Raw genomic sequence first — 22,533 nt, forward strand, 5'->3', positions numbered from 1 at the left:
ACATCGCCCGCGGCGCCGCCTCCGGCGACCTGGACGGCTACTTCGCCGAGCTGAACAAGAAGTGGTCCCAGGCACAGAAGACCGTCAACGGCTGACCCCGCCGACCCAGTCGGCCGGGCACCGCCCCGCGGCGCGGCCGGAGCTCCACCGGCCGCGCCACGCCCGGGACTTCGCGGCACCCCCGGGCGCCACCCCACCCCACCCGCACGTCCGGAGGACCGAGTGAACGACCAGCCCCGCACCAGCACCACCAGCCGCCGCACCCTGCTCGGCGCGGCCGCCCTCGGACTCGCCGCCGCCCCGCTGCTCGGCGGCACCGCGTCCGCCGACAACGGCACCGGCGGCCAGGACGCCCCCGGCCGGAAGCGCGGCTCCTTCGTCACCGCCGGCGGCGGCGAACTGCGCCTGGACGGACGCGCGTTCCGCTTCGGTGGCACCAACTGCTACTACCTGCACCAGCAGTCGCACTACATGATCGACGCGGTGCTGAACGACGCCGCCGCGATGGGCCTGACCGTCGTCCGCGCCTGGGCGTTCGCCGACGGCGCCGGCCGCTCCTACCGGGCCCTGCAGCCCGAGCCGTTCCGCTACGACGAGGCCGCGTTCGACAGCCTCGACTACGCCGTCCAGAAGGCCGGGCAGCTCGGCCTGCGCCTCGTCCTCCCGCTGGTCAACAACTGGCCCGACTACGGCGGCATGCAGCAGTACGTCTCCTGGTTCCTCGGTCTCGCCGACGACTCCTACGGCGACGGCACCCACCACGACAGGTTCTACACCGACGCCAACTGCCGCAAGGCGTACCGGGCCTGGGCCAAGCACGTGATCCAGCGCCGCAACCGCTACACCGGCCTGCGCTACGCCGACGACCCCACCGTCATGAGCTGGGAGCTCGCCAACGAGCCGCGCTGCCGCAGCGACAAGTCCGGTGCCACGCTCCTGGGTTGGGCCCGCGAGATGAGCACCTACGTCAAGTCGCTGGCCCCGCGCCAGCTGCTCGCGATCGGCGACGAGGGCTTCTACGGGCGGACGGACGAGGCCGACTACCCCTACTCGAACTACGAGGGCAGCGACTGGCTGGAGCTGACCGCGCTGCCCGCCGTCGACTACGGCACCGTGCACGTCTACCCGCAGAACTGGGGCGAGACCAGCGGCAGCAAGCCCGGCACCGACGCCGCCTCCTGGGGCACCCGCTGGATCACCGACCACGTCGCCGACGGCCGCACGCTCGGCAAGCCCGTCGTCGTCGAGGAGTTCGGCCTCCACATCGACGCGAACCGGGACGTCCCCGACACCGCCGCCCGCGACGCCGCCTACCGGGCCTGGACCGACGCCGCGCTCGCCTCCGGCGCGGCCGGCGACCAGTTCTGGCTGCTCACCTCCCGGGTCGACGACGGCTCGTTCTACCCCGACTACGACGGCCACCGCGTCATGTGGAACAGCGACCCGGCCAACCCGACCCGCAGCACCGCCGAGCTGTTCGCCGCCCACGCGAAGGCGATGGCCGCCGGGCGCTGACCACCGCTCCTCCCCGGGCGCTGACCACGGCCCCTCCCCGGGCGCTGACCACCGCTCCTCCCCGGGCGCTCCGGGCACGTCCGCTCCGTGCCCGGAGCGCCCCGCCGTCCGAGTGCTGAGCACTTCGTTCGCCATCATCACGATCTGATTCCTCCTTCCCGGCCCTCCCGCTCCCCGGCCCGGCGCACCCGGTCAAGAACCGCCCGGTGAACTGCCCTGTTCATGCGGCGGGTTGCCCCTCCGCGGAGCCGGTGGACATGACGAACCGGCCCCCGGCGGTGCCCCCGGGAGTGACGCCGATCACAAGGGGGTCGATGAAACGTGTGATGAGGTTGGGGCGTCTGAGCAGTGGACAGGGGACGCCCCGCGAGGGATCGGAGTACTGATGGTGTCTGGCCAGCCGGGACACACGGCCGGGGGAGAGCCACCGGAGCCGGTTCCGGGCCGCGCCGCAGGCGCCGCGGGCCGGGGCCCGGGCCCCGGCAGCTACGGCCCCCCCGGTGACTTCGGCCCGCCCGGCGGTTACGGCGCGCCCGGCAACTTCGGCCCGCCCAGCGGCTACGACCCGCCCAGCGGCTACGACCCGCCCGGCGGTCACGGCCCGCGCGGCGATTACGACGCACCCGGCGGCTCCGGATCTTCCGGCGCTTACGGCACTCCTGGCGACTACGGCACCCCCGGCGGTTACGGCGGGCCCGGCAACTTCGGCCCGCCCAGCGGCTACGACACGTCCGACGCCTTCGCCGCCCCTGCCACCCCTGCTGCCGAGAGCGCCGGTACGGCCGAGGACGCCGCCACCACCGAGGCCGCCGGTGCCGCAGCCGGCGGTTCCCGGCGGCGGCCGCGGGAGGTGCCGGGGTGGCAGCAGTGGTCGGCGCGGCGGCTGAACTACCCGCGGGCCGACCGCGCGGGCTGGCGCCGCTGGGTGCCGGACTGGCGGCACCGGATCGACTACCCCCGCAGCGGCCGCAGCGGCGCGCTGCGCTGGCTGCCGTCCTGGCGGCAGTGGCTGCTGCTGGCGGGCGGCTCGTTCGGGCTGCTCGTCGTGACCGCGGGCACGATGTACGCGACCACCGACATCCCCAGCGACCTCAACGCGTTCGCGACCCAGCAGAACAACGTCTTCTACTGGGCGGACGGCAGCGAGATGGCCCGCACCGGCCTGGTCAACCGGCAGGACGTGCCGCTGGAGCAGGTGCCGACCCAGGTGCAGTGGGCGGTGCTGGCCGCCGAGAACGAGACCTTCTACTCCGACCCCGGCATCTCCTTCCAGGGCATCGCCCGGGCCGTCTACCGGATGGGTTCGGGCGGCGACACCCAGGGCGGCTCGACCATCACCCAGCAGTACGTGAAGAACGCCTACCTCAACCAGCGCCAGGACTTCTCCCGCAAGCTCGACGAGATGTTCATCGCGCTCAAGCTGGACCAGCAGGTCAGCAAGCAGGAGATCCTCAGCGGTTACCTGAACATCAGCTGGTTCGGCCGCGGCAGCTACGGCATCGAGCGGGCCGCGCAGGCGTACTACGGCAAGGACGTCTCCGAGCTGAACGTCAGCGAGGGCGCGTTCCTGGCCTCGCTGCTCAAGGGAGCCTCGCTCTACGACCCGGCGAGCGGCCCGGAGAACCACGCCCGGGCGGTGGAGCGCTGGTCGTGGATCCTGGACCGGATGGTCAAGATCGGCAAGCTCTCGGCGTCCGAGCGGGCCGAGTACACCGAGTTCCCGGAGCCGCAGGCGGTGCCGCCGCTGGTCGGCCTGAACGGCCAGACCGGCTACCTGGTGGACCTCGCCAAGAGCTACGCGCAGAGCCACGCCGACATCTCCCCGGCCCAGTTCGACCTCGGCGGCTACCAGATCTACACCACCTTCGAGAAGCCGCGCGAGGACGCCCTCACCGAGGCCGTCCAGGCCGAGGAGAAGAAACTCGACTCCGGTCACCGCCCCGCCGACCAGAACGTCCACCTCGGCGCCGCCTCGGTGGCCACCGACGGCCGGATCCTGGCCGTCTACGGCGGCCCCGACTACCTGAAGCAGGGCTTCAACAACGCCAACACCGTGAACGTGCCCGCCGGTTCGGCCTTCACCCCGCTGGTGTACGCGGCGGGCCTGGGCCAGGGCGTCCAGCGCCAGCGCGACGCGCCCCGGACGCCCGTCCTGCCCACCACCACGTACAACGGCGACAACGGGATCGAACTGCAGACCCCCGAGGGGCCCTACTGGGGCCGGGACGGCAAGAAGGCCAAGACCACCAACGACGGCGGCAGGAACTGGGGCAGCGTCTCGCTGCGCACCGCGATCGAGCAGTCCGTCAACGGCCCCGTGCAGCAGCTCGGCATGGACGTCGGCCTGGGCAACGTCCGCAAGACCGCGATCGACCTCGGGCTGCTGCCCGAGAGCATGGGCGACCTCACCCCCGCCTACGCGCTCGGCAACTCCACCCCGAGCGCGATCCGGCTCGCCGACGCGTACACCGCCTTCGACGCCCGGGGCAAGCGCACCGACCCCTACTCGGTGACCAGCGTCAGCCGCAACGGCGTCGACATCCCGGTGGAGAAGCCGAAGGCCGCCCAGGCCGTCAGCTCCGAGGTGGCCTCGCAGGTCGACGCGGCGCTGCGCGGCGCGGTCAAGGACGGCGCCGCCAAGGACGTCCGCCAGGCCGCCCCCGACTCCGCCGGGAAGCCCGGCACCACCCAGGACCACCGGGCGGGCTGGTACGTCGGCTACCGGGGCGACGTCGCCACCGCGGTCACCGTCTTCCGGCTCGACCTGAAGACCCTGGAGCTGCTCCCGCTCACCGGCATCGGCGGCGCCGCCCAGACCGCCCCCGACTCGGCGATCCCGGCCGGGATATGGGCCGCCTACGCGAAGGCCACCGCGCACTGACCCGCCGACGGCCACGGGGGAGGGGCGCCGCATCCGGTCACGGACGCGGTGCCCCTCCCCCGGGTGGGTCGGCGGGTCAGTGCGGTCGGTCCGCGCCACGCGGACCACGGCTTCGGAGCGGGCCCTCAGCCCGCCCGCACCCGGTGCTCGGGCCGTCCGGTCGCCGGGTCGAGGGCCACCACGAACACCTCGCCGCCCTCGGTGGCCAGCCTGATCCGGTCGGGGCCGTCCCACTGGGCCGAGGCCAGCGCGTCATCGGGGTCGTCGCCGTTGAAGTAGCCGACCGGCCAGCGCCGTGCGGTCAGGCCGGAGCCGGCGTCCACCGAGACCCACCAGAGCGGATCGATCATCGCGCTGCCCTCGTGGATGACCAGGCTGCGGTCGGAGCGGCCGGGAGCCGGCCGGTCCGCGGTCTCGTGCGGCAGGTCGCCGAAGACGATCAGTGCGACGGGCGAGGCCAGCAGCGCGCAGCCGAGGACCGGGACCAGCAGCAGCGTCCTGGTCGCGCGGGACCGGGTCCCGACCAGGACGGCGAGGACGATCAGCACCAGCACGGCGGCGGCGTACGGCAGCGGGTGGTGGAAGACCTCGATGAGCACCACCGGTTTGCCGTCCCGAGCGGCTCGGGCCGCGGCGCGGACCAGTGCGACGAGCAGCACCACCAGCGCGAGCAGTCCGAGCGCGGCGGCCCGCCGCCTGCGCTCCGACCAGCCCGGCCGACCGGGCCGACCCGGGGCCACGTGCGCCTGCGGAGGCGGGGGCGGGGGACCCGCTGCCCCCGCTGCCTCCAGTGCCGTACTGCCCCCGGACGTCGGCGGCCCGGAGACCGGGTCCTCCGTCGCTCGACCGCTCCCGTCCACAGCCCCGCCCCCGGTCATGACACCCCGTCCGGTCGACCGATCCAGCGATCCAGGGGGAGAGACTACGGCTCGGCCCCGACGGTTCCCCGGCGAACCGTCGGCCCGCCCGTCCCCGGGCGGGGGAGCGGTCACTTCAGGTAGGTCGGCCAGTCCGGGGACTGGGCCGGGTCCAGTCGGCGGAGCTGGTCCAGCACCTTCGGGTCCTGGGCGTCCATCCAGTCGGAGAGCTCCTTGAAGGAGACGCAGTGCACGCCGTCCTTCTTGCAGACGGCCTCCATCACGTCCTGGATGGCCTGCATGTAGATGCCGCCGTTCCAGGTCTCGAAGTGGTTCCCGATGAACAGCGGCGCCCGGCTGCCGTTGTAGACCCGCTCGAAGCCGTCCAGGTAGCCCTCGCGGGTCTGCTTCTCCCAGGCGGCGTACTTCTTCGGGTCGCCCTCGGTGCTGGCGCCCGACTGGTTGGCCAGGAAGTTGAAGTCCATCGACAGCACCTGGGTGTTGCCGAACGGGAGCAGTTGCAGCGGGAAGTTCCAGATGCCGTCGGTCTTCGTCGGCCAGACCTGGAACTCGCCCGGGGAGCTGGCGTCGTAGCGCCACCCGTAGGTCTTCGCGGCCTGCAGCAGGTTCTTCTGCCCCTCCAGGCAGGGGGCCCGGCCGCCGACCAGCTCCTTGGCGTAGTCGAACGGCAGCGGGGCCTCGTCGGTGAAGCCGGTATTCGTCCGCCAGTTGGCGACGAACGAGTACGCCTGGTCGATCTCCTTCTTCCAGTCGTCGACGCTCCAGGTGGAGCCGCCCCCGGCGTCGCCCGCGTCGGTGCAGAAGTGGCCGTTGAAGTGGGTGCCGATCTCGTTGCCGTCCTGCCAGGCCAGCCGCAGCTGCGCCAGGGTCTCCCGGACGTGCTCGTCGGTGGGGAAGGAGATGGCGGAGTTGCCGGGGGAGTGCCGGGGGGGCTGGTAGAGGTCGTGCTTCTCCTTCGGGACGAGGTAGATGCCGCTCAGGAAGAACGTCATCGTGGCGTTGTTGGCCTTGGCCAGCTCGCGGAAGCGGGAGAACAGGTGGTCGTCGTTCTCCAGCGCGCCGTCCCAGGAGAAGACCACGAACTGCGGGGGCTTCTCGCCGGGCTTCAGCTTCTCGATCTTGAGCTGGTTGGGCTGCGGCCCGGTGTCGGACATCGAGCCGTCGCCCAGGACCTTCACCTTGCCGTCCCAGGCGGACGCCGTCGCCCCGGCCCCGGCCGCCGCGGCGTCGGACGAGGCCCGGACCGGGTCCGCGCCGTCGTCCAGCACCAGCGTCAGCGCGAGCGCGGTGACCGCGCAGCCCGCGAGCACGCCCCACGCCACCTTGGCGTTCCGGCTCCGGTTCTCCGGTCTCTCCCTGCGCCTGTGGTTCTTCACTGTCCCGCTGTCCCTCGTCCCGCTCCGCCGCGCGACTGCGCCGGCATGACCGGACATCGCACCATCTTTTTATTGGACGACTGTAAGCGGGTGGTCGGTTGTCACCGCAGGCCGGATCGGTAGTTGCCGGAAGTGGTGACAGTGCGACCATGAGTGGTCAGAACGGGCCGTGCCGCATCTGCTCGACGACGACGTTCCACCAGGCCGACTCCTTGTGGAAGGCGCCCGGGTCGATCGCCGCCGACTTCCCCCGCAGCGCCGCCGCCACCGCCCCCGGCCGGGAACGGCGGAGGGGAGCCGCCGGTGGGATCGGCGGCTCCCCTCGCTGCGGGGCGGGGACGGTCAGGCGTCCCAGCTCAGCTCGTAGACCGCGAGGGCGGTGTTGGTGACGTGGACGGCGCCGGCGAGGCCCTTGTAGGCGCCGGTGCCGCCGGTGACGACGCCGTCGAACTTCTTCGGGTACTTCGCGGTCAGCGGGTTGTCGATCGGGACGACCGCCGTGAAGGTGACCTGGTCGCCGTCGGTGAAGACCAGGTCGGCGGTGCAGAAGGCGGTGGCCGAGTCGACCGAGATCGCGTCCTTGGTGCACTGGTCGTACACGGTGGCGACCTGCGCCCCCGTGGCGTCCTTGGCCGTGGCGGTGCCGCCGAAGCCCGCGCCGATCGCGTTCGCCGCGCCGGACGCCGAGTTGGTGCCGGTGAAGTCGATCGTGACGGTGGGCGGTGCGGCCCGGTGGGAGTCGGTGGTGGCCGCACCGGCGAGCGCGGGGACACCGGCGACCACGGCGGCGGCGCCGACCGCGAGCGCGACGATCCCCTTGGCCTTGGCAGTTCGGGACATGGTTCCTCCAGTTCGGTCCGGGCGGGAGTGCCCGGGGGCGGGCCCACCACACCACATTTCGGACACGCAGCGTGGTCAGGCGTCACTCCCCGTGTCGCCCGCCCCGCCCTGTCGGACACGCCGTCACACCCCTTGCGGGACAAGGCGCCGCCCCGCGGTCCCGGGCCGTCCGGCCCGGCCGGAAATCACCCGTTCGTATCCGCACGACATGTGGGGGCGGCGAGGAGGAGGGGGAGGCGGGGTGATCAGGACGTGGAGGTCAGGTGTGCGTACACCACGGTGTTGGAGTCGTAGCCGGTGCGCCGGTCGTAGTGGCCGCCGCAGGTGATGACGCGCAGTTCGGCGCGGCCGGTGGGGGCGTACACCTCCGCGGCGGGGAAGGCGCTCTTCGGGTAGGAGCGCACCGCGTCGACGGTGAAGGTGGCGGTGCGGAGGTCCTGCCGGGTGACGGCGATGGTCAGGCCGGGGCGCAGCAGCCCGAGCCGGTACAGCACGCCGGGGCCGTGCTTGTCGTCGACGTGGCCGACGACCACGGCGGTGCCGTCCGCGCCGGGCGCGGGGGCGTCCCGGTACCAGCCGACCAGGTTCGGGCGGCCGACCGGCGGGGTCTCCAGGGCCCCGGTGGCGTCCAGGCCGAGCGGGGTGAACGCGGCGTTCACCGCGATGGACGGGATGCGCAGCCGCGCCGGGTCGGACGGGCCCAGTGCCGGGGCGTCCGGGACGGTCGGCGAGGGGCTGGGGGAGGGCACCGCCCGGGCGGGGGCCGAGGACGGCGGCGGGGCGGACGGCGGCGGGGGCGGCTGGGAGGTGGTCAGCCCGTCGTCGACCAGCCAGGCGCCGCACAGCAGCGCGACGACCGCGGTGCCGAACCGTAGCCGGTCGGCACCGCGGGAGCGTCGGTGGGTGGTGCGGGTCAACGGCGGGAGCGGCGGCGCCGGCGCACGACCAGGTAGCCCGCCCCGGCGACCAGGGCGGCGCCGACGGTGACCTCCGCCGGGTTCAGGTCGCGCGAGGAGCCGCCCGCACCGGCCGCGACCCCGCCCTGCGGCCTCCGGCCCGGACCGCCGCCCTGCCCCGGACCGCCCGGCGGGGTCGACGGGGAGGAACTGGACGACGGCGACGGGGACCCGCCGCCGCCGTCGTTGCCGACGGGCGAGGGCGAGCCGCTGGGCGGCGGGCTGCCCAGGTCGGGGCAGTCGACCATGAAGGTCTTGTGCTTGCCGTCGCCGGTCTCGCCCGCGAAGTTCCAGGTCAGCTGGTAGTGGCCGGTCGGCAGCGAGCGGGTCCCGGTCTGGCCGGTGCCGCCGGTCAGGGTCAGCTGCCCGGCGTCGACCTGGGCGTTGCCGGTCGGCGGCTGCTGGTCGATGTGCCAGGTCACCTGCTGCACGGTGTCGAAGTCGAAGGCGTCCAGGTAGAAGGTGCAGACCTTCGGCTGGTTCTGGTGGGCGTCGGACAGCGTGCCGACGATGTGGATCTTGACGTCGCCGTTGTCGCCGGGCGCGGCGTGCGCGGGGGCGGCGAACACGGCCAGCGGCAGGACGGCCGCACCGGCGAGCGCGGCCGCGCGCAGCGGCAGCAGGCGCCGTCCGGTCGGGGTCGGGGACGGGGTCGGGGTCATGGGGGCTCCGGGGGTGGTGGCGGGGGAGGGACGGGGGCTGCCGGCACGGCGCCGACACCCCCCGAGGGTCCTCGCCACGGCCTGACGGCCCGTCACAACACACCCGAACCGGTACGACGTTTCCCCCCGACGGCCGATCCCCGGCGTGTCAGGGCGGCAGCCCCGGGCGGTGTGCGCCGTCAGGCGGCGGACCTGCGGCGGCGGAGGCGGGGCGGGCGCAGGCGTTCGCCGCGGACGAAGCGGCGCAGGCGGGGGAGGCGTGAGAAGCGGGTGCGGTTGGCGACGGAGGCGCGGTCGAGTTCCTCCATCAGGCGGCGGCCGCGGTGCTCCAGGTCGAGCTCGTCCAGGATGCGGTCGACCTCGGCGAGCAGGGAGCCGTGCAACTGCCAGGCTTCGGGGGTCTCCTGGACGCGGCGCAGCAGGAGCTGGGCGACGTTCTCGCGGCAGGCCCAGGCGGCGGAGAGCTCGGCGGTCAGGCGCTGCTCGGCCTCCTCCGCGTTGCGGCTGACCTGGGTGGTGACCAGCACCGCGAAGCTGACCAGCGCGCCGCCGACGTGCTCGAACAGCTCCTCCAGGGCCACCGACACGTCGTCGGGGAAGAGCCGCTCGCCCGGGCCGCGGCGCTTGGCCAGGTCGGTGAGCGAGCGGGCGATGACCCGGATGACGACCACGCAGATCTCCAGCGTGTCCAGGCCGGTGCGCAGGACCAGCCGGGAGAGCAGGCCCTCGCTGATCCGCGGGTTCAGCCGCAGGCTGTCCTCGGCCTGCCGCAGTGCCCCGTCCACCTCGGTGATCGCCTGGTCCAGCCGCCGGGCCTCGTGCAGCCGCTCGGCGGCCCGCTCGACCGGCACCGGGCGGCCGAGCTCCTCGGCGAGGCCGAGCAGCAGGTGCCGGGCCCGGCGGGCCAGGTCCTCGATCGACTCGCCCGCCGTGTCGACCCACACCGGGGGCGCTATCACCAGGTTGAACAGCAGGCCGACGCTCGCGCCGATCACCGTCTCCAGCACCCGGTCCCAGGCCTGCGTGGAGACCTGCGAGACGCCCAGGATCAGCATCGCGCTGATCGCGACCTCCTGGACGAACTCGTCCACCCGCACGAAGCGCCCGATCACCAGCGAGGCCAGGATGATCAGTCCCAGGCTCCACCAGGACAGCCCCACCACCGTCGAGAACCCGATCGCGATCAGCACCCCGACCACGACCGAGTTGACCCGCCGGATGCTGGTGGTCAGCGTCGAGTACACCGTCACCTGCACCACCAGCAGCGCCGTCAGCGGCGCGGTCAGCGGCACCGGCTCCCGGCTCAGCCAGGTCGCCACCACGTACGACAGCGTCGCGGCGACCGTGGCCCGCACCGTCTGCACGACGAACGCGTCCTTGGCGCCGCGCCGCACCACCGCCGCCACCGGCTCCGGAACGAAACGCATGCAGCCCTTCTATCCCCGCCGGGCCCCGTTCACACCGCGTACGCGCTGACGCGACGTCAGACGGTGAGTCCCGGTCACAGGATGATCGCCTGTCTGGCTGCACCCGCGGCCCGCCGCGGACGATGGCGGCATCGGACGCCCAAGCCCCCCGCGCGGCCGAACGCGTCCGCGGTCCGAGGACGCGCCGCGCGATCCGACGACCGGACGAGGTGGTGGTCGCCGTGAGCGACGTCTCCGACCTGACCGAGCGCGGGCGCACCCAGGCGGCGCCCGCCCCCGAAGCACTGCGGCCACTGCGCTACGCCGGGGTGTTCGCGCTGCTGTTCCTGTTCGGCACCGAGACCTTCCTGGTCTCCCCGCTGCTGCCGACCATCGCCGAGTCGATCGGCACCACCGAGGCCGCCGCCGCCTCCACCGTCACCGCGTACGTGCTGGTGTACGCGGTCTTCGCCCCGTTCCTCGGCCTGCTCAGCGACCGGTTCGGCCGCCGCCGCACCCTGCTCGCGGGCGGGCTGCTGTTCGTGCTGTCCAACGCGGCGGCCGCGCTCTCCACCGACCTCACCCTGCTGGTGCTCTCCCGCGCCCTGGCCGGGCTGGCCGCCGCGGCCGCCGGACCGGCGATCTGGGCGCACATCGCCGAGACCGCCCCCGAGGCGGTGCGCGGCCGCGCCCTCGGGCTCGGCATGGCGCTGTTCTCCACCGGCCAGGTCGTCGGCGTGCCGCTGGGCGGGGTGCTGGCCGGGGCGGCGGGCTGGCGGGCCGCGTTCTGGGCGCTCGCGATCGGCACCCTCGCCGCGCTCGCGCTGCTCACCCGGCAGGTCGCCCCCGCGAAGGGCAGCGCGGCGCCGGGCGGGGCCGTCCGGGCGGTCCTGGGCGGCTGGCGCGACCCGGTGCTGCGGCGCGCGCTGCTGGTCAACACCGTCTTCAACGCGGCCAACCTGGGCGCGTACACCTTCCTCGGCGCCGTGCTCGACCGCCGCTTCGACCTGTCGGTGCAGGCGCTCGGCCTGGTCGGCGTGCTGGTCGGCGCGGGCAGCGTGGCCGGTTCGCTGGTCGGCGGGCGCCTCGGCGACCGGGCCCGCGGCGCGGGCCGCACCGACCTGCCGCTGCTCGCCCTGTGGGCCCTGCTGCTCGCCGCGGGCATCGCCCTCGCCACCAGCGCCCCCGGCCTGCCGCTGTCCCTGCTGGGCGTGCTGGTCTGGTTCACCGCCAGCGGCGCCTTCGTCACCGACCAGCAGACCCTGGCCGGCAGCGTCGCCCCCGCCCACCGCGCCACCTCCAGCGCCTGGCTGACCTCCACCATGTACGCGGGCACCGGCCTGGGCGCGTGGGCGGTCGGCGCGTTCGCCGACGTCACCCGCGGCGCGCTGCTGGTCGGCACCGGCCTGGCGCTGGTCGCCGCGGCGGGCGCGTGGGCGGTCTCGCGCGGCCTGAAGCAGAACGCACAGGGCTTGTCCGACGGTCCGCGCGCTGATGCGACGCGGACCGTCGGACAAGCCCTGGACAGCCGGGACCGGGGACGGTCACCAGCGGTACCAGCGGTGGCGGCCGCCGGACGGGTGCGCGCCGCGGGCCGCGAAACCGATCAGCCAGAACACCAGGACGACCACGGCGGCCAACCAGAGGATCTTCACCGCGAAACCGGCACCGAACAGCAGCAGGGCGAGGAGCAGGACCAGCAGCAGGGGAACCACGACGACCTCCCGGGACTCGAATTGTCACGGCCTCTGCTGCCCGGGGCCGCGGCGGATATTCGGGGGAATCTTCCGGCGGATCCGGGGCACCAGACCGTCCGTCAGCGAGGAACCGACAGCCGGGAGGCGGACATGACGACGGGTGACAAGGCCGGGAACACCGGCGAGAAGATCAAGGGCGCCGTCAAGGAGAAGGCCGGCAAGGCCGTCGGCAACGAGCGCCTGGAGGCGGAGGGCCGGGCCGAGCAGGCCAAGGCCGACCTCAAGCAGGCCGGGGAGAACGTCAAGGACGCCTTCCGGCGCTGAGCCGCCGACCTCCTCCGGGCCCCCGCTGCGCCGCAGGCGGCAGCGGGCACCGACGCCGTCCCGGCGTGATCCCACACCTCCGCCGCGGCGGTGCGGCCGGTGCAGCCCACCCGGCCGGGCAGGCCCCGGACACCGCACACCCTTCACCGGTGACGTTTCCGGGGCCGTGCCGCGCCCACGCCACGCCCCGCGCCGCGCCGCCCCGCCACGCCCCGCCCCCGCACGGAGCGTCCCCTGAGTGCTTCGACCCGGTACGAGGGGGCAACCGGACGGTGCCCACAGGCCCGCGAGCGGAACGGACCGACGAGACCATGAAGATGCCACCGGGACTGCGCGTCGTCAGCACCGCCGCCGCCGACGGGATCCGCCGACGGCTGCTGGTGCCCCCCGGCGCCGCCCCGACCGCGCCCGAGGCCGACCCCCCGCCGCCCGCGGCGCCCGGCCGGCGCTCCGCCCCGACCAGGCTGCCCGGGTTCTCCACCGGCCTGCGGCTGGCGCTCGGCGCACTCACCGGCTGGTTCCTCTTCCGCCAACTGCTGCGCCTGGAGGAGTTCCTGACCCTGCTGCTGCTCTCCGCCTTCCTCGCGGTGAGCATGGAGCCGGTGGTCGCCGCGCTGTGCCGGCGCCGACTGCGGCGCGGCTGGGCGGTGGCCGCCGTGCTCGGGGTCTTCCTGCTCCTGGCCGCGGGCTTCCTGCTGCTGGTGGTCCCCCCGGTGGGCCAGGAGGCCGGCGTGCTCGCCCGGCGCATCCCGCTCTGGCTCGATCAGGTGCACGACCACCACTCGGCGCTCGGCCGGATCGAGGACCGCTTCCACCTCGCCGAACAGGCCAAGAACGCCCTCGGCGGCAGCGGAGGCCCCGGTCTGATGGGCGGTGTGCTGGGCGCCGGGCGCCTGCTGCTGGACACCGTCACCTCGCTCACCGTGGTCGCCACCGTGACCCTGTACCTGATGGCCGGGATGCCCGACATCAAGGAGTTCTGCTACCGCTTCGTGAAGGGCAGCCGCCGCGGCCGGGCCCGCGAGCTCACCGAGGAGATCCTCACCCGCACCGGACGCTACATGCTCGGCAACCTGGTCACCTCCGCGATCGCGGGCCTGGCCACCGCGGTGTGGTGCGCCGCCGTCGGCGTGCCCTACGCCGCCGCCCTCGGCGTGTTCGTGGCCCTGATGGACCTGGTGCCGATCGTCGGCTCCACCATCGGCGGCATCGTCGTCAGCCTGGTCGCCCTCGCGGTCTCCTGGCCGGTGGCCCTGGCCACGGCCGGCTTCTACATCGGCTTCCGGCTGCTGGAGGACTACCTGATCATGCCGCGGACGATGAAGTTCGCCGTCGACGTCCACCCCTTCGTCACCATCGTGGCCGTTCTGGTCGGCGGCGCACTGCTGGGCATCGTCGGCGCCCTGGTCGCCGTCCCCGCCGCGGTCGCCCTCGGCCTGCTGCTGGACGAGTTCGTCTTCCCCCACCTCGACCACCGCTGACCGGCCCGGCCCGGCGGCGGGCGCCCGGGAGGATCCGAAAGGGGGGCTCAGGCGCGGTCGGGGCGGCGGAAGGCGTTGCGGTAGGCGGCCGGGGTCGTGCCGAGGTGGCGGCCCAGGTGCTGGCGGAGGGACTCGCCGGAGCCCAGGCCGCTGCGGTCGGCGACCTGGTCGACGGTGAGGTCGGTGGTCTCCAGGAGTTCGCGGGCCCGCAGCAGGCGCTGCTGGAGCAGCCACTGGAAGGGGGTGGTGCCGGTCTCGGCGGCGAAGCGGCGGGTCAGGGTCCGCACGCTGGTGCGGGCCCGGGCGGCGAGCTCGGCGAGGGAGATCGGCCGGTCGAGGTGCTGCAGGGCCCAGACGCGGGCGGCGTCGAGCGGGGAGTCGGTGCGGGCGGGCAGCGGGGTGCTGACGAACTGGGCCTGGCCGCCCCGGCGGACGGGGGTGACGACGGCGGCGCGGGCGGCCGCGTTGGCGACGGCCGCGCCGTGGTCGGAGGCGATCAGGTGCAGGCACAGGTCGAGGCCGGCGGCGGATCCCGCGCCGGTGACCACCGGGCCGTCCACGGCGAACAGCCGGTCGGCGTCCACCCGGACGGCGGGGAAGGCGCGTTGCAGTTCGTCGGCGAGGCCCCAGTGGGTGGTGGCGGTGCGGCCGTCGAGCAGTCCGGCCTGGGCGAGGACGAAGGCGCCGGTGCAGATCGAGGCGATCCGCTTGCCCGCGGCGGCGGCCTGCCGCAGGGCGTCGAGCGCGGCCGGGTCGGCGTCGTGGCGGCTGGCGGTGGAGGGGACGACCACGGTGTCCGCGGCGGCGACGGCCTCCAAGCCGTGCCGGACGACGACGTCGATGCCGCCGTGCCCGGGCAGCACCCCGGGCACGGGCGTGCAGACCGTGACGGTGTAGCAGGGGCGCCCGTCCGAGACCGCGGCGTCGAACAGCACCGAGGGCATGGACAGGTCGAAGGGCTTGACGGGCGGGACGGCCAGGACGGCGACGCGGTGCATGGCTGGATCCTTGGACTCCGTGGCTATCGGGCCACTGACCCTACTCCCCTCCCGCACGGCAGAGTTGGCCGGGCGGAGGGTCCCCGCGACCACGATCCCCACCTGAGCGAGGAGGCACCACCATGGCCGGAGCAGTCGTCATCGGAGCGGGCGCGACCGGGGCCGCGACCGCCAGGCAGCTGGCCGAACGCGGCGAGCAGGTCCGCCTGGTGACCCGCGGGGGCGGCGGACCGGAGCACCCGGGCATCGAGCGGATCGCCCTGGACGCGGGCCGCACCGGGGAGTTGGCCGAGGTGCTGGCCGGGGCGGACACCGTCTTCAACGCCGCCATGACCGCGTACCACACCTGGCCGCAGACCATGCCGCCGCTGTTCGACTCGATCCTCGCGGCGACCGAGCGGGCCGGGGCCGACTACGTGATGCTCGGCAACCTGTACGGCTACGGGCCGACCGCGGGCCCGGTGACCGAGCGGACCCCGCTGCTGGCCCGCACCCGCAAGGGGCGGGTGCGCGCCGAGCTGTGGCGGCGGGCCGAGCGGGCGCACGCCGAGGGGCGGCTGCGGGTCACCGAGGTGCGGGCCGGGCAGTACCTGGGCGCGGGCGCGCTCTCGCCGTTCACGCTGCTGGTGGCGCCCCGGGTCCTGGACGGCGAACTCGCCCTGGTGCACGGCGACCCCGACGCGGCGCACTCCTTCTCGTACACCGAGGACGTCGCCGCGGCGCTGGTCGCGGTCGCCCGCGACGACCGGGCCTGGGGGCGGCCCTGGCACGCCCCGGTGATCACCACCACGGTGCGGGCCGCCGCGACCGAACTGGCCGCGCTGCACGGGGCGCCCGAGCCGCGCCTGGAGCAGCTCGGCGAACGGGAGTTGGCGCTGCTGGCGTTCGGCGACCCGCTGTGGCGGGAGTTCGCGGAGATGGGCTACATGGCGGAGCGGCCGTTCGTGGTGGACGACGGCGAGCTGCGCGCGGCCTTCGGGCTGGAGGCCGCGCCGCTGCGCACGGCACTGGCGGGCTGAGGCTCAGCGGCCCGCCCCGGCCGCCAGCAGCTCGGGGCCGCCCGCCTCCTGCGCCGCCGTCAGCTCGGCCATCCGGGCGGCGTCGGCGGGGGTGGCCGGGGTGAACAGGACGACCAGCGCGGACGGGTCGTCGACGGGGTGGAAGGAGCTGAGGGTGAGCCGGACCGGGCCGAGGCCGGGCGGGTCCGCCAGGACGGTGCGGGCGGTGAGCTCGGCCACCGAGTGGCAGCCCCACCAGTGGCGCAGCTCGGGCGCGTCGGTGTCGAGGCGGCGGTAGAGCTCGCCGGTGCGCGGGTCGGCGAGGGCGGGACCGGCCTGGGCGCGGAAGTGCTGGAAGACGTTCATCGCGAGCGGCTCCCAGTCGTGCAGGACCTCGCGCAGCCGGTGGTCGACGGCCAGCAGCCACATCAGGTTGCGGCGGTCGGCGGGGACGTGCTCGGGGGAGCCCCACAGCGCGCTCCAGGCGGCGTTCCAGGCCAGCAGGTCGAAGTGCCGGTCGAGCAGGGCGGCGGGGCTGGCGGGCCAGGAGTCGAGGACCGGGCGGACGGACGCGGCCAGCCGCCCGGCGGCGCTGCGGTCGGCGTCGGCGGGCACCGGCTCGTGGTACCCGGCCAGCCGCATCGCGTGCCGCAGGCCCGCCGCGTCCAGCCGCAGGGCGCGCGCCACCGCCTCCAGGACCTGCCGGGAGGCGGTGACGCGGCCCTGTTCGAGCCAGGTGTACCAGGCGAGGCCGACGCCGGACAGCGAGGCGACCTCCTCACGGCGCAGCCCGGGGGTGCGCCGCCGGGCGGTAGCGGTCAGGCCGACGTCGGCGGGCTGGAGGAGTTCGCGGTGGGCGCGCAGGAACGCGCCGAGTTCCTGGCCGGTGGCGGGGGTGGACACGGTGCTCGCTCCTCGTCGCGGTGGTGCTCGGGTACGTCGGTTCCAGGTTAGGCCGGGAGCGGGCCGGTTCCGGATCCTGCAACAAACTCCTCACGTTGCGCCAACTCCCAGAGCCGAACGGGCATGTGGCTCACGTGCCCGCGTTCGGCCTGCCGCCGCCAGGCGGCCGCGCCGACGGCCCGGTAGAAGTCGGCCCGGCGCTCCTCGGGCAGCACCTGCGCGTAGTAGTCGCCGAAGGTCGCCGCGTGGAAGCGCTCGTACTGCTCGGCGGAGTCGACGGTGACCACCGCGTCCCGCTCGGCGTGCCCGGCGACGGCCAGGTGCGGGGCGAGGACGGCGAGCAGGTCGTCGACGGTGCGGGTGCGGGTGCCGATCGGCAGGACGCCGTGCGCGGCGAGCAGCGCGGGCACCTCCGCGGCCGGGGTGCCCAGCGCGTCGAGCGCCTCGCGCACCAACTCGTCCTCGCCGCCCAGGCCGTGGGCGTCGCGGGCCGGGTGGTAGGTGGTGAGCAGGAAGCGCCCGCCGGGGGCGAGGTGGGCGGCGACCCAGGCGAACACCCGGTCCTCGACCGGGTACAGCCAGTGCAGCACCGAGGTCTGGGTGATCACCTGGGCGCGGTGCGGCAGCGGCTCGGGCGCGGTCAGGTCGGCCCGGTGCAGCTCGGCCCGCTCCCCGTACGGGGCCAGGCGCAGGCCCGCCTCGGCGATCCGGTGCTCGGAGCGCTCCAGGCCGACGGCCAGCCGCAGCGAGGGGAAGCGCTCCAGGGCGCTCTCCAGCAGCTGGCCGATGCCGCTGCCGAGGTCGACCAGCACCTCGGGGGCGCCGGTGACGCGGTCCAGCACCCAGTCGCGGTCCTGGACCTGGCGCAGGCGGCTGGCGTCGGCGTACCCGGCGAGGGTGCGGGCCTGGATCTCGACGGTGGACGGGCTCACGCGCGGGCCTCCTGGTCTTCGGTGCTGGCGGTGCTGGCGGTGCTGGCGGGGGTGTCGGGGGTGTCGAGCAGGGCGAGCAGCCGGGCCCGGGCCTCGGACTGGTCGTGGCGGTGGTAGACGGTGATCCGGTTGCGGGCCAGGTCGCCGCGGTGGACGTACTCGTACAGGTCCTGGCGCTGGCCGAAGCCGTCGCCGGTCAGCTCCCAGGCGAGGCGGAACAGCCGGGACTTGCGCTCCACGTCGGTGCCGCGGCCGCGCATGTAGCGCTCCAGGTGCGGGCGCAGCCTCGGGTGGGCGAGGTCGCCGGGGGAGGGCTGCATCAGCAGGCCGGAGGCGCCGATCCGGCGGACGATGTCGACCGCATCGCCCGCGACCTCGGCCGACCACACCCGGGAGGCGAAGGTGTCGCCGGGCGCGAACAGGCCGGAGTCGGTGGGCGCGCCGCGGTTCTCGGCCGCGTCCAGGAAGTAGCCGGTCAGTTCGGCGTACCCGGCGAGCCGGCCCAGGTCCTCCTGGACGTTGCGAAACCCGTCGACGCCGATCGACTCGGCGAGCAGCGTCGCGGTGGCCAGCAGGGTGCGCAGCCGCTCCCGGTAGCGGATGTGGCCGACGTACGCACTCCAGGCGTTGATCCGGCCCAGGCCCTCGCGGGCCAGTGCGGCGTCGCGCAGCAGGAACACCCGCTCCCACGGCACCAGCACGTCGTCGAAGAACAGCATCGCGTCCTGCTCGTCGTACCGGGCGCCGACCGGGTGCCGGTGGCCCCAGGGCGCGGCGCCGAGCGGTTCGCGGGCCAGCGTGACCAGGCCGGGGGCGTTCAGCGGCAGCGCGAACCAGACCACGAACTTCTCGGCCCGGTCGTCGGTGAACGACGCCGACAGGTACACGAGCACCTCGTGGGCCAGCGGCGCCAGCGTGGTCAGCTGCTTGGCGCCGCGCACCACGATGCCGCGCTCGTTCTCCTCCAGCACCCGCAGCGCCAGGTCCGGGTCGTCCAGCGGGCTCGCCGAACGGTCGATCTGCGGGTCGCCCAGCGCGTGCGACAGCACCAGGTCGTTCTGCGCGCAGTACCGGTACCAGGCCTCGGCGTTGGCGCCGAACCGCGGGTCGGCGGTGGCCAGCCGGTGCCGGAAGTCGTGCACGCCCACCGCGATCGAGGCCATGAACGCGGGCGAGCGGCCCTGCTGGCCGAGCGCCTGGGCGTGCCAGAACTCGGCGCTGCGCCGCTGGACGCGCAACTCCTCCAGGGAGGTGGGCGGTTGGTAGGCGCGGGCCAGCCGCAGGCCGGTGTCCGGGTCCTTCCAGGTCAGCAGCTCGCGGTGCTCGGGCTCGTGCTGGAGGTCCAGCAGCCGGGCCAACTCGTCGGCGGCGGGCCGGAACGCGGGGTGCGAGGCCGGGTCGGCGACGCGCTGCCCGTCCAGGTACAGCTCGCGGCCGTCGTCGAGTTCGGCCCGGTAGCGGTCGCCGGTGAGCAGGCCGCGGGGCTCCGTGGACAGCAGGGTCATGCGCCGACTCCTCTGGTAGGGAGGGAAGTTGAGGTAGCGGACGGGGTCTCGGGGCCGAGCAGCCGGTAGCGGGCGGCGTGGTGCAGCAGCGGGCGGCCGCCGTCCGCGCCGTCCGCGCCGACCGCGGTGACCCGGCCGACCAGCAGCACGTGGTCGCCGACCGGCAGTTCGGCGTGCAGCTCGGCCGCGAACCAGGCCGCCGCCCCGGCCGGGACGGGCCCGCAGGCGGGGTCGGGGCGTACCGGCAGGTCGGTGAACGCCCCGGCCGCCCGGCCCGCGCCCGGGGTCGCGAAGCGCCGGGCCAGCGGTTCCTGACGGTCCGTCAGGACGCTGACGGCGAAGCGCCCGGAGGCGTGCACGGCCGCCGCCAGCGGGCTGCGCGGGGAGAGCGCGACGCCGATCAGCGGCGGGTCGAGGGAGAGCGTGGTGAACGAGGACACCGTCTTGGCGTGCTCCTCGCCGCCCCACCGGGCGGTCAGCACCGCGACCCCGGTCGGCCAGTGCCGGGCGGCGGCCCGCAGCGCGTCCGCGGTGACCGCGCTCTGCACGGGCGCGCTCACCGCAGCGCCACCCGGTAGGCGCGCAGCCACTCGTCGACCTGCACCAGGTGGTCCAGACCGCCGACCGGGTTGGGCGCGGTGCGCGGGCCGGGCAGCGGGCGGCCCTCGGCGAGGTGGGCGCGCACCAGCTCGCGGTCGACCAGGTCGAAGACCGGGGCGGCCGGGTCGGCGAGCAGCTCGTGGGCGCGGGCGGTGAGGACCTCGGTGTAGCGGACGGCGGGCGTGGACGGGTAGCCCGACTTGGGGCGGTCGGCGACCTGCGGCGGCAGCAGGTCGCGCACCGCGTCGCGCAGCAGGCCCTTGGCGCGCCCGCCGGGCGACTTGAGGGCCCACGGCACGTTCCACAGGTACTCCACCAGGCGGTGGTCGCAGAACGGGACGCGCACCTCCAGGCCGACCGACATCGACACCCGGTCGACCCGGTCCAGCAGCGGCGGCAGCCAGCGGGTCAGCGCCAGGTGGAAGGTCTCGCGGACCTTCGCCTCCGCCGCGCCCTCCCCGTCCAGCCGGGGCACCGAGGCCAGCGAGGCCCGGTACGCGGCCTCGGTGTACTCGGCGGGCCGGGCCGCGGCGCGCACCTCCGGGCGCAGCAGCGCGGCCGGCGTGGTGCGGCCGTGCAGCCAGGGGAAGGTGCCGGAGGCGAGCGCCGGGGCGTCGTGGAAGTAGGGGTAGCCGCCGAAGACCTCGTCGGCGGCCTCGCCGGACAGCGCGACGGTGGAGCGGCGGCGCACCTCGCGGAAGAGCAGGTGCAGCGAGGCGTCCATCTCGCCCCAGCCGGGCCGGTCGCGGGCCCGCAGCACGGCGTCGCGGGCCTCCAGCAGGTCGTCGTCGGGGATCAGCACGCTGGTGTGCAGGGTGCCGATGTGCTCGGCGGCGGCGCGCACGAACGGGGCGTCCTGGCTGGTGCGCCAGGCGTCGGGGGCGCGGTCGGCGCTGCCGGGGAAGTCCACCGAGAAGCTGGTGATCTTGCCCTGGCCCCGGCGCTCCCGGGCGGCGGCGGCCAGCGCGGTGATCGCGGAGGAGTCGACGCCGCCGGACAGCAGGGTGCACAGCGGCACGTCGCTGACCAGTTGGCGCTCCACCGCGTCGGCGAGCAGCTCCCGCACGTGCGCCCGGGTGGTGGCCTCGTCGTCGGGGTGCGGGGCCGACTCCAGCTGCCAGTACCGCAGTTCGCGCACCGCGTGCCGGGTGGCGAGCACCAGGTGGCCGGGGCGGACCTCGTGCAGGCCGCGGAACAGGCCGTGCCCGGCGCTGGGCGCGGCGGGCAGCGCGAACAGCTCGGCGACGCCCTCGGCGTCCAACTCGGCGGGCAGCAGCGGGTTCGCCAGCACCGCCTTCGGCTCGGAGCCGAACAGCACCCCGTTGGCGTGCCGGTGCCAGTACAGCGGCTTGATGCCCAAGTGGTCTCGCACCAGCAGGAGTTCCTCCCGCCGGGCGTCCCACAGCGCGTAAGCGAAGATCCCGTTGAACCGGGCCGGGGCCCGGTGCCCCCACTGCAGGTGGGCGCGGAGCACCACCTCGGTGTCGGAGCGGGTCCGGAACACGTGCCCGTGCGCCTCCAGTTCGGCGCGCAGCTCGCGGTGGTTGTACAGCTCGCCGTTGTAGGCCAGCACCGCCCGGACGGCCTCCGCCCCGGCCCCGGCGTCGGCGAACGGCTGCACGCCGCCGTCCAGGTCGATCACCGCGAGCCGGGTGTGGCCGAGCGCCGCGTGCCGCGACAGCCACACCCCGTCCGCGTCCGGGCCGCGGCAGGCGAGCGTCCCGGTCATCCGGCGGACCGCCTCGGCGCGCAGCCGCAGGTCGTCCGCCCAGTCCAGCCATCCGGTCACTCCGCACATCAGCGCGTCCCCGTCCCTTCCTCGGTGCCTTCGGTCGCGGCGCTCGCCTCCCAGTGGCAGCCGTGACCGGTCGGACCGGACTGCAGCCGGTACGCCGGACGGAAGCCCTTGGCGCGGATGTTCGCCGACAGCGCGTGGGTGCAGTACGTGCACGGCGAGGCCAGCGTGATGGTCACGCCGCTGCGCCGGGCCTGCTCCCGGTAGTCCCAGATCGCGCAGTGCGTGATCGTCAGCTCGGCCCGCTCCCGGCCGGGCGGCCGGTCGTCGTCGAACTCGTACTCGGAGCCGTACAGTTCGGCCTGCCGGGCGATCCGGTGGATCGGGTCCGCCGCGCCCCGGCCGTGGTCCGGCTCGACGGTGCGGTGCACCTCGGCGTTGGACGCCGCCCACGCCGCCAGCACCTGCTCGCCGTAGCGGCGCACCAGGAAGCGCTCCATCAGCGCCTGGCCGCGGAAGAACAGCCGCTGCCACTGCGCGGACGGCGCGGACTCCTCCGGCAGGTCGGCGAAGATCTCGCCCTGCAGGGCGAACCACTCCGCCAGCTGCGGCTGGTCGTCCAGCGACACCAGGTACCGGGTCAGCCCGGCCTCGGCCTCGTGCAGGCGCTGGCGCCACAGGGCGGAGCGCTCGGCCTCCGACATCGACCGGTACGGCGAACGCCCCCACTCGGGGCCGCCCTCCGCCACCCCCACCGGCAGCACCACCACCGGCCGACCCGGCCCCGTTCCGTCGACGCCCATCAGGTGCTCTCCCTCCGCAACGGTCCGCAGGTGCTTGTCGTTG

Annotated in this window: 20 protein-coding genes and 1 pseudogene; 6 read left to right on the forward strand and 15 right to left on the reverse strand. The window is 74.8% G+C overall.

What is annotated here, in order from left to right; genetic code table 11:
- Window positions 1-222: 222 nt before the first annotated feature.
- Both OO57_RS19120 and OO57_RS19125 read left to right on the forward strand, forming a co-directional pair.
- Window positions 223-1,515, forward strand: coding sequence for a glycoside hydrolase 5 family protein (locus tag OO57_RS19120; RefSeq protein WP_199811285.1), 1,293 nt, complete (start codon window positions 223-225; stop codon window positions 1,513-1,515).
- Window positions 1,516-1,900: 385 nt separating this feature from the next.
- On the forward strand, window positions 1,901-4,396 hold the full coding sequence (locus OO57_RS19125; RefSeq protein WP_324606788.1) for a transglycosylase domain-containing protein: 2,496 nt from the start codon (window positions 1,901-1,903) through the stop codon (window positions 4,394-4,396).
- Window positions 4,397-4,521: 125 nt separating this feature from the next.
- On the opposite strand, the gene OO57_RS19130 is transcribed toward OO57_RS19125, so the two are convergent.
- The 7 genes from OO57_RS19130 to OO57_RS19160 form a co-directional block, all read right to left on the reverse strand.
- Complete coding sequence (locus OO57_RS19130) at window positions 4,522-5,136, reverse strand: hypothetical protein (RefSeq protein WP_033253761.1); 615 nt, start codon at window positions 5,134-5,136, stop codon at window positions 4,522-4,524.
- Window positions 5,137-5,384: 248 nt separating this feature from the next.
- The gene (locus OO57_RS19135) at window positions 5,385-6,596 is read right to left on the reverse strand and encodes a lipoprotein (RefSeq protein WP_033253762.1); all 1,212 of its coding nucleotides are present in this window, start codon (window positions 6,594-6,596) and stop codon (window positions 5,385-5,387) included.
- Between the two features lie 211 nt (window positions 6,597-6,807).
- Window positions 6,808-6,918 carry an SUKH-4 family immunity protein gene (locus OO57_RS45715; protein WP_234337404.1) on the reverse strand — a complete coding sequence of 37 codons (111 nt, stop codon included), beginning with the start codon at window positions 6,916-6,918 and terminating at the stop codon, window positions 6,808-6,810.
- Between the two features lie 74 nt (window positions 6,919-6,992).
- Window positions 6,993-7,490 carry a hypothetical protein gene (locus tag OO57_RS39570; RefSeq protein WP_051777946.1) on the reverse strand — a complete coding sequence of 166 codons (498 nt, stop codon included), beginning with the start codon at window positions 7,488-7,490 and terminating at the stop codon, window positions 6,993-6,995.
- A gap of 245 nt (window positions 7,491-7,735) precedes the next feature.
- On the reverse strand, window positions 7,736-8,407 hold the full coding sequence (locus OO57_RS19150; RefSeq protein WP_051777947.1) for a class F sortase: 672 nt from the start codon (window positions 8,405-8,407) through the stop codon (window positions 7,736-7,738).
- Complete coding sequence (locus tag OO57_RS42685; RefSeq protein ID WP_051777948.1) at window positions 8,404-9,108, reverse strand: hypothetical protein; 705 nt, start codon at window positions 9,106-9,108, stop codon at window positions 8,404-8,406. Before OO57_RS42685 ends, OO57_RS19150 begins: the two co-directional genes overlap by 4 nt.
- Before the next feature lie 179 nt (window positions 9,109-9,287).
- Window positions 9,288-10,535, reverse strand: a complete 1,248-nt coding sequence (locus OO57_RS19160) for an FUSC family protein (RefSeq protein ID WP_033253765.1) — start codon at window positions 10,533-10,535, stop codon at window positions 9,288-9,290.
- Between the two features lie 122 nt (window positions 10,536-10,657).
- Between OO57_RS19160 and OO57_RS45720 the strand changes: the two are divergent.
- Window positions 10,658-11,851 (forward strand): annotated as a pseudogene (locus tag OO57_RS45720) (MFS transporter); the annotation flags it as partial.
- A gap of 207 nt (window positions 11,852-12,058) precedes the next feature.
- On the opposite strand, the gene OO57_RS45725 reads toward OO57_RS45720, so the two are convergent.
- On the reverse strand, window positions 12,059-12,229 hold the full coding sequence (locus OO57_RS45725) for a hydrophobic protein (protein WP_234337408.1): 171 nt from the start codon (window positions 12,227-12,229) through the stop codon (window positions 12,059-12,061).
- A 132-nt stretch (window positions 12,230-12,361) separates the two neighbouring features.
- Between OO57_RS45725 and OO57_RS45730 the strand changes: the two genes are divergently transcribed.
- Complete coding sequence (locus OO57_RS45730; RefSeq protein ID WP_234337409.1) at window positions 12,362-12,535, forward strand: CsbD family protein; 174 nt, start codon at window positions 12,362-12,364, stop codon at window positions 12,533-12,535.
- 311 nt (window positions 12,536-12,846) lie between these two features.
- The gene (locus tag OO57_RS19170) at window positions 12,847-14,016 is read left to right on the forward strand and encodes an AI-2E family transporter (protein WP_234337405.1); all 1,170 of its coding nucleotides are present in this window, start codon (window positions 12,847-12,849) and stop codon (window positions 14,014-14,016) included.
- A 47-nt stretch (window positions 14,017-14,063) separates the two neighbouring features.
- Here OO57_RS19170 and OO57_RS19175 read toward each other — a convergent pair whose 3' ends face one another.
- A complete protein-coding gene (locus tag OO57_RS19175; protein WP_033253766.1) occupies window positions 14,064-15,014 on the reverse strand; it encodes a GlxA family transcriptional regulator in 951 nt (316 codons plus the stop codon).
- Window positions 15,015-15,136: 122 nt separating this feature from the next.
- Between OO57_RS19175 and OO57_RS19180 the strand changes: the two genes are divergently transcribed.
- A complete protein-coding gene (locus OO57_RS19180) occupies window positions 15,137-16,033 on the forward strand; it encodes an NAD-dependent epimerase/dehydratase family protein (protein WP_033253767.1) in 897 nt (298 codons plus the stop codon).
- Between the two features lie 3 nt (window positions 16,034-16,036).
- Here OO57_RS19180 and OO57_RS19185 read toward each other — a convergent pair whose 3' ends face one another.
- From OO57_RS19185 to OO57_RS19210, 6 genes are read right to left on the reverse strand one after another with little or no spacing between them, the layout of a single operon-like run.
- Window positions 16,037-16,915 carry a helix-turn-helix domain-containing protein gene (locus OO57_RS19185; protein ID WP_063737592.1) on the reverse strand — a complete coding sequence of 293 codons (879 nt, stop codon included), beginning with the start codon at window positions 16,913-16,915 and terminating at the stop codon, window positions 16,037-16,039.
- Window positions 16,916-16,962: 47 nt separating this feature from the next.
- Window positions 16,963-17,847 (reverse strand): class I SAM-dependent methyltransferase, encoded by an 885-nt coding sequence (locus tag OO57_RS19190; RefSeq protein WP_051777950.1) that lies wholly within the window; start codon window positions 17,845-17,847, stop codon window positions 16,963-16,965.
- Entirely contained in the window at window positions 17,844-19,352 is a 1,509-nt protein-coding gene (locus tag OO57_RS19195; protein ID WP_051777951.1) for a 4-hydroxyphenylacetate 3-hydroxylase N-terminal domain-containing protein, read from the reverse strand. The genes OO57_RS19190 and OO57_RS19195 overlap by 4 nt, the downstream gene beginning before the upstream one ends.
- Complete coding sequence (locus tag OO57_RS19200) at window positions 19,349-19,912, reverse strand: flavin reductase family protein (RefSeq protein WP_051777952.1); 564 nt, start codon at window positions 19,910-19,912, stop codon at window positions 19,349-19,351. The genes OO57_RS19195 and OO57_RS19200 overlap by 4 nt, the downstream gene beginning before the upstream one ends.
- Window positions 19,909-21,750 carry an asparagine synthase (glutamine-hydrolyzing) gene (gene asnB, locus OO57_RS19205; protein ID WP_033253768.1) on the reverse strand — a complete coding sequence of 614 codons (1,842 nt, stop codon included), beginning with the start codon at window positions 21,748-21,750 and terminating at the stop codon, window positions 19,909-19,911. Before asnB ends, OO57_RS19200 begins: the two co-directional genes overlap by 4 nt.
- Window positions 21,750-22,490 (reverse strand): hypothetical protein, encoded by a 741-nt coding sequence (locus OO57_RS19210; protein ID WP_158715167.1) that lies wholly within the window; start codon window positions 22,488-22,490, stop codon window positions 21,750-21,752. Before OO57_RS19210 ends, asnB begins: the two co-directional genes overlap by 1 nt.
- Between the last annotated feature and the right edge of the window lie 43 nt (window positions 22,491-22,533).

Source organism: Kitasatospora phosalacinea, assembly GCF_000717185.1.
GTDB classification, from domain to species: Bacteria; Actinomycetota; Actinomycetes; order Streptomycetales; family Streptomycetaceae; genus Kitasatospora; species Kitasatospora phosalacinea_A.

What these genes read in the sequence shown, in the direction of transcription:
- OO57_RS19160 (WP_033253765.1), bottom strand. Translation starts at nt 10,535, where the DNA reads ATGCGTTTCGTTCCGGAGCCGGTGGCGGCGGTGGTGCGGCGCGGCGCC.
- OO57_RS19125 (WP_324606788.1), top strand. Translation starts at nt 1,901, where the DNA reads ATGGTGTCTGGCCAGCCGGGACACACGGCCGGGGGAGAGCCACCGGAG.
- OO57_RS19210 (WP_158715167.1), bottom strand. Translation starts at nt 22,490, where the DNA reads ATGGGCGTCGACGGAACGGGGCCGGGTCGGCCGGTGGTGGTGCTGCCG.
- OO57_RS19195 (WP_051777951.1), bottom strand. Translation starts at nt 19,352, where the DNA reads ATGACCCTGCTGTCCACGGAGCCCCGCGGCCTGCTCACCGGCGACCGC.
- OO57_RS19170 (WP_234337405.1), top strand. Translation starts at nt 12,847, where the DNA reads ATGAAGATGCCACCGGGACTGCGCGTCGTCAGCACCGCCGCCGCCGAC.
- OO57_RS19175 (WP_033253766.1), bottom strand. Translation starts at nt 15,014, where the DNA reads ATGCACCGCGTCGCCGTCCTGGCCGTCCCGCCCGTCAAGCCCTTCGAC.
- OO57_RS19180 (WP_033253767.1), top strand. Translation starts at nt 15,137, where the DNA reads ATGGCCGGAGCAGTCGTCATCGGAGCGGGCGCGACCGGGGCCGCGACC.
- OO57_RS39570 (WP_051777946.1), bottom strand. Translation starts at nt 7,490, where the DNA reads ATGTCCCGAACTGCCAAGGCCAAGGGGATCGTCGCGCTCGCGGTCGGC.
- asnB (WP_033253768.1), bottom strand. Translation starts at nt 21,750, where the DNA reads ATGTGCGGAGTGACCGGATGGCTGGACTGGGCGGACGACCTGCGGCTG.
- OO57_RS45730 (WP_234337409.1), top strand. Translation starts at nt 12,362, where the DNA reads ATGACGACGGGTGACAAGGCCGGGAACACCGGCGAGAAGATCAAGGGC.
- OO57_RS42685 (WP_051777948.1), bottom strand. Translation starts at nt 9,108, where the DNA reads ATGACCCCGACCCCGTCCCCGACCCCGACCGGACGGCGCCTGCTGCCG.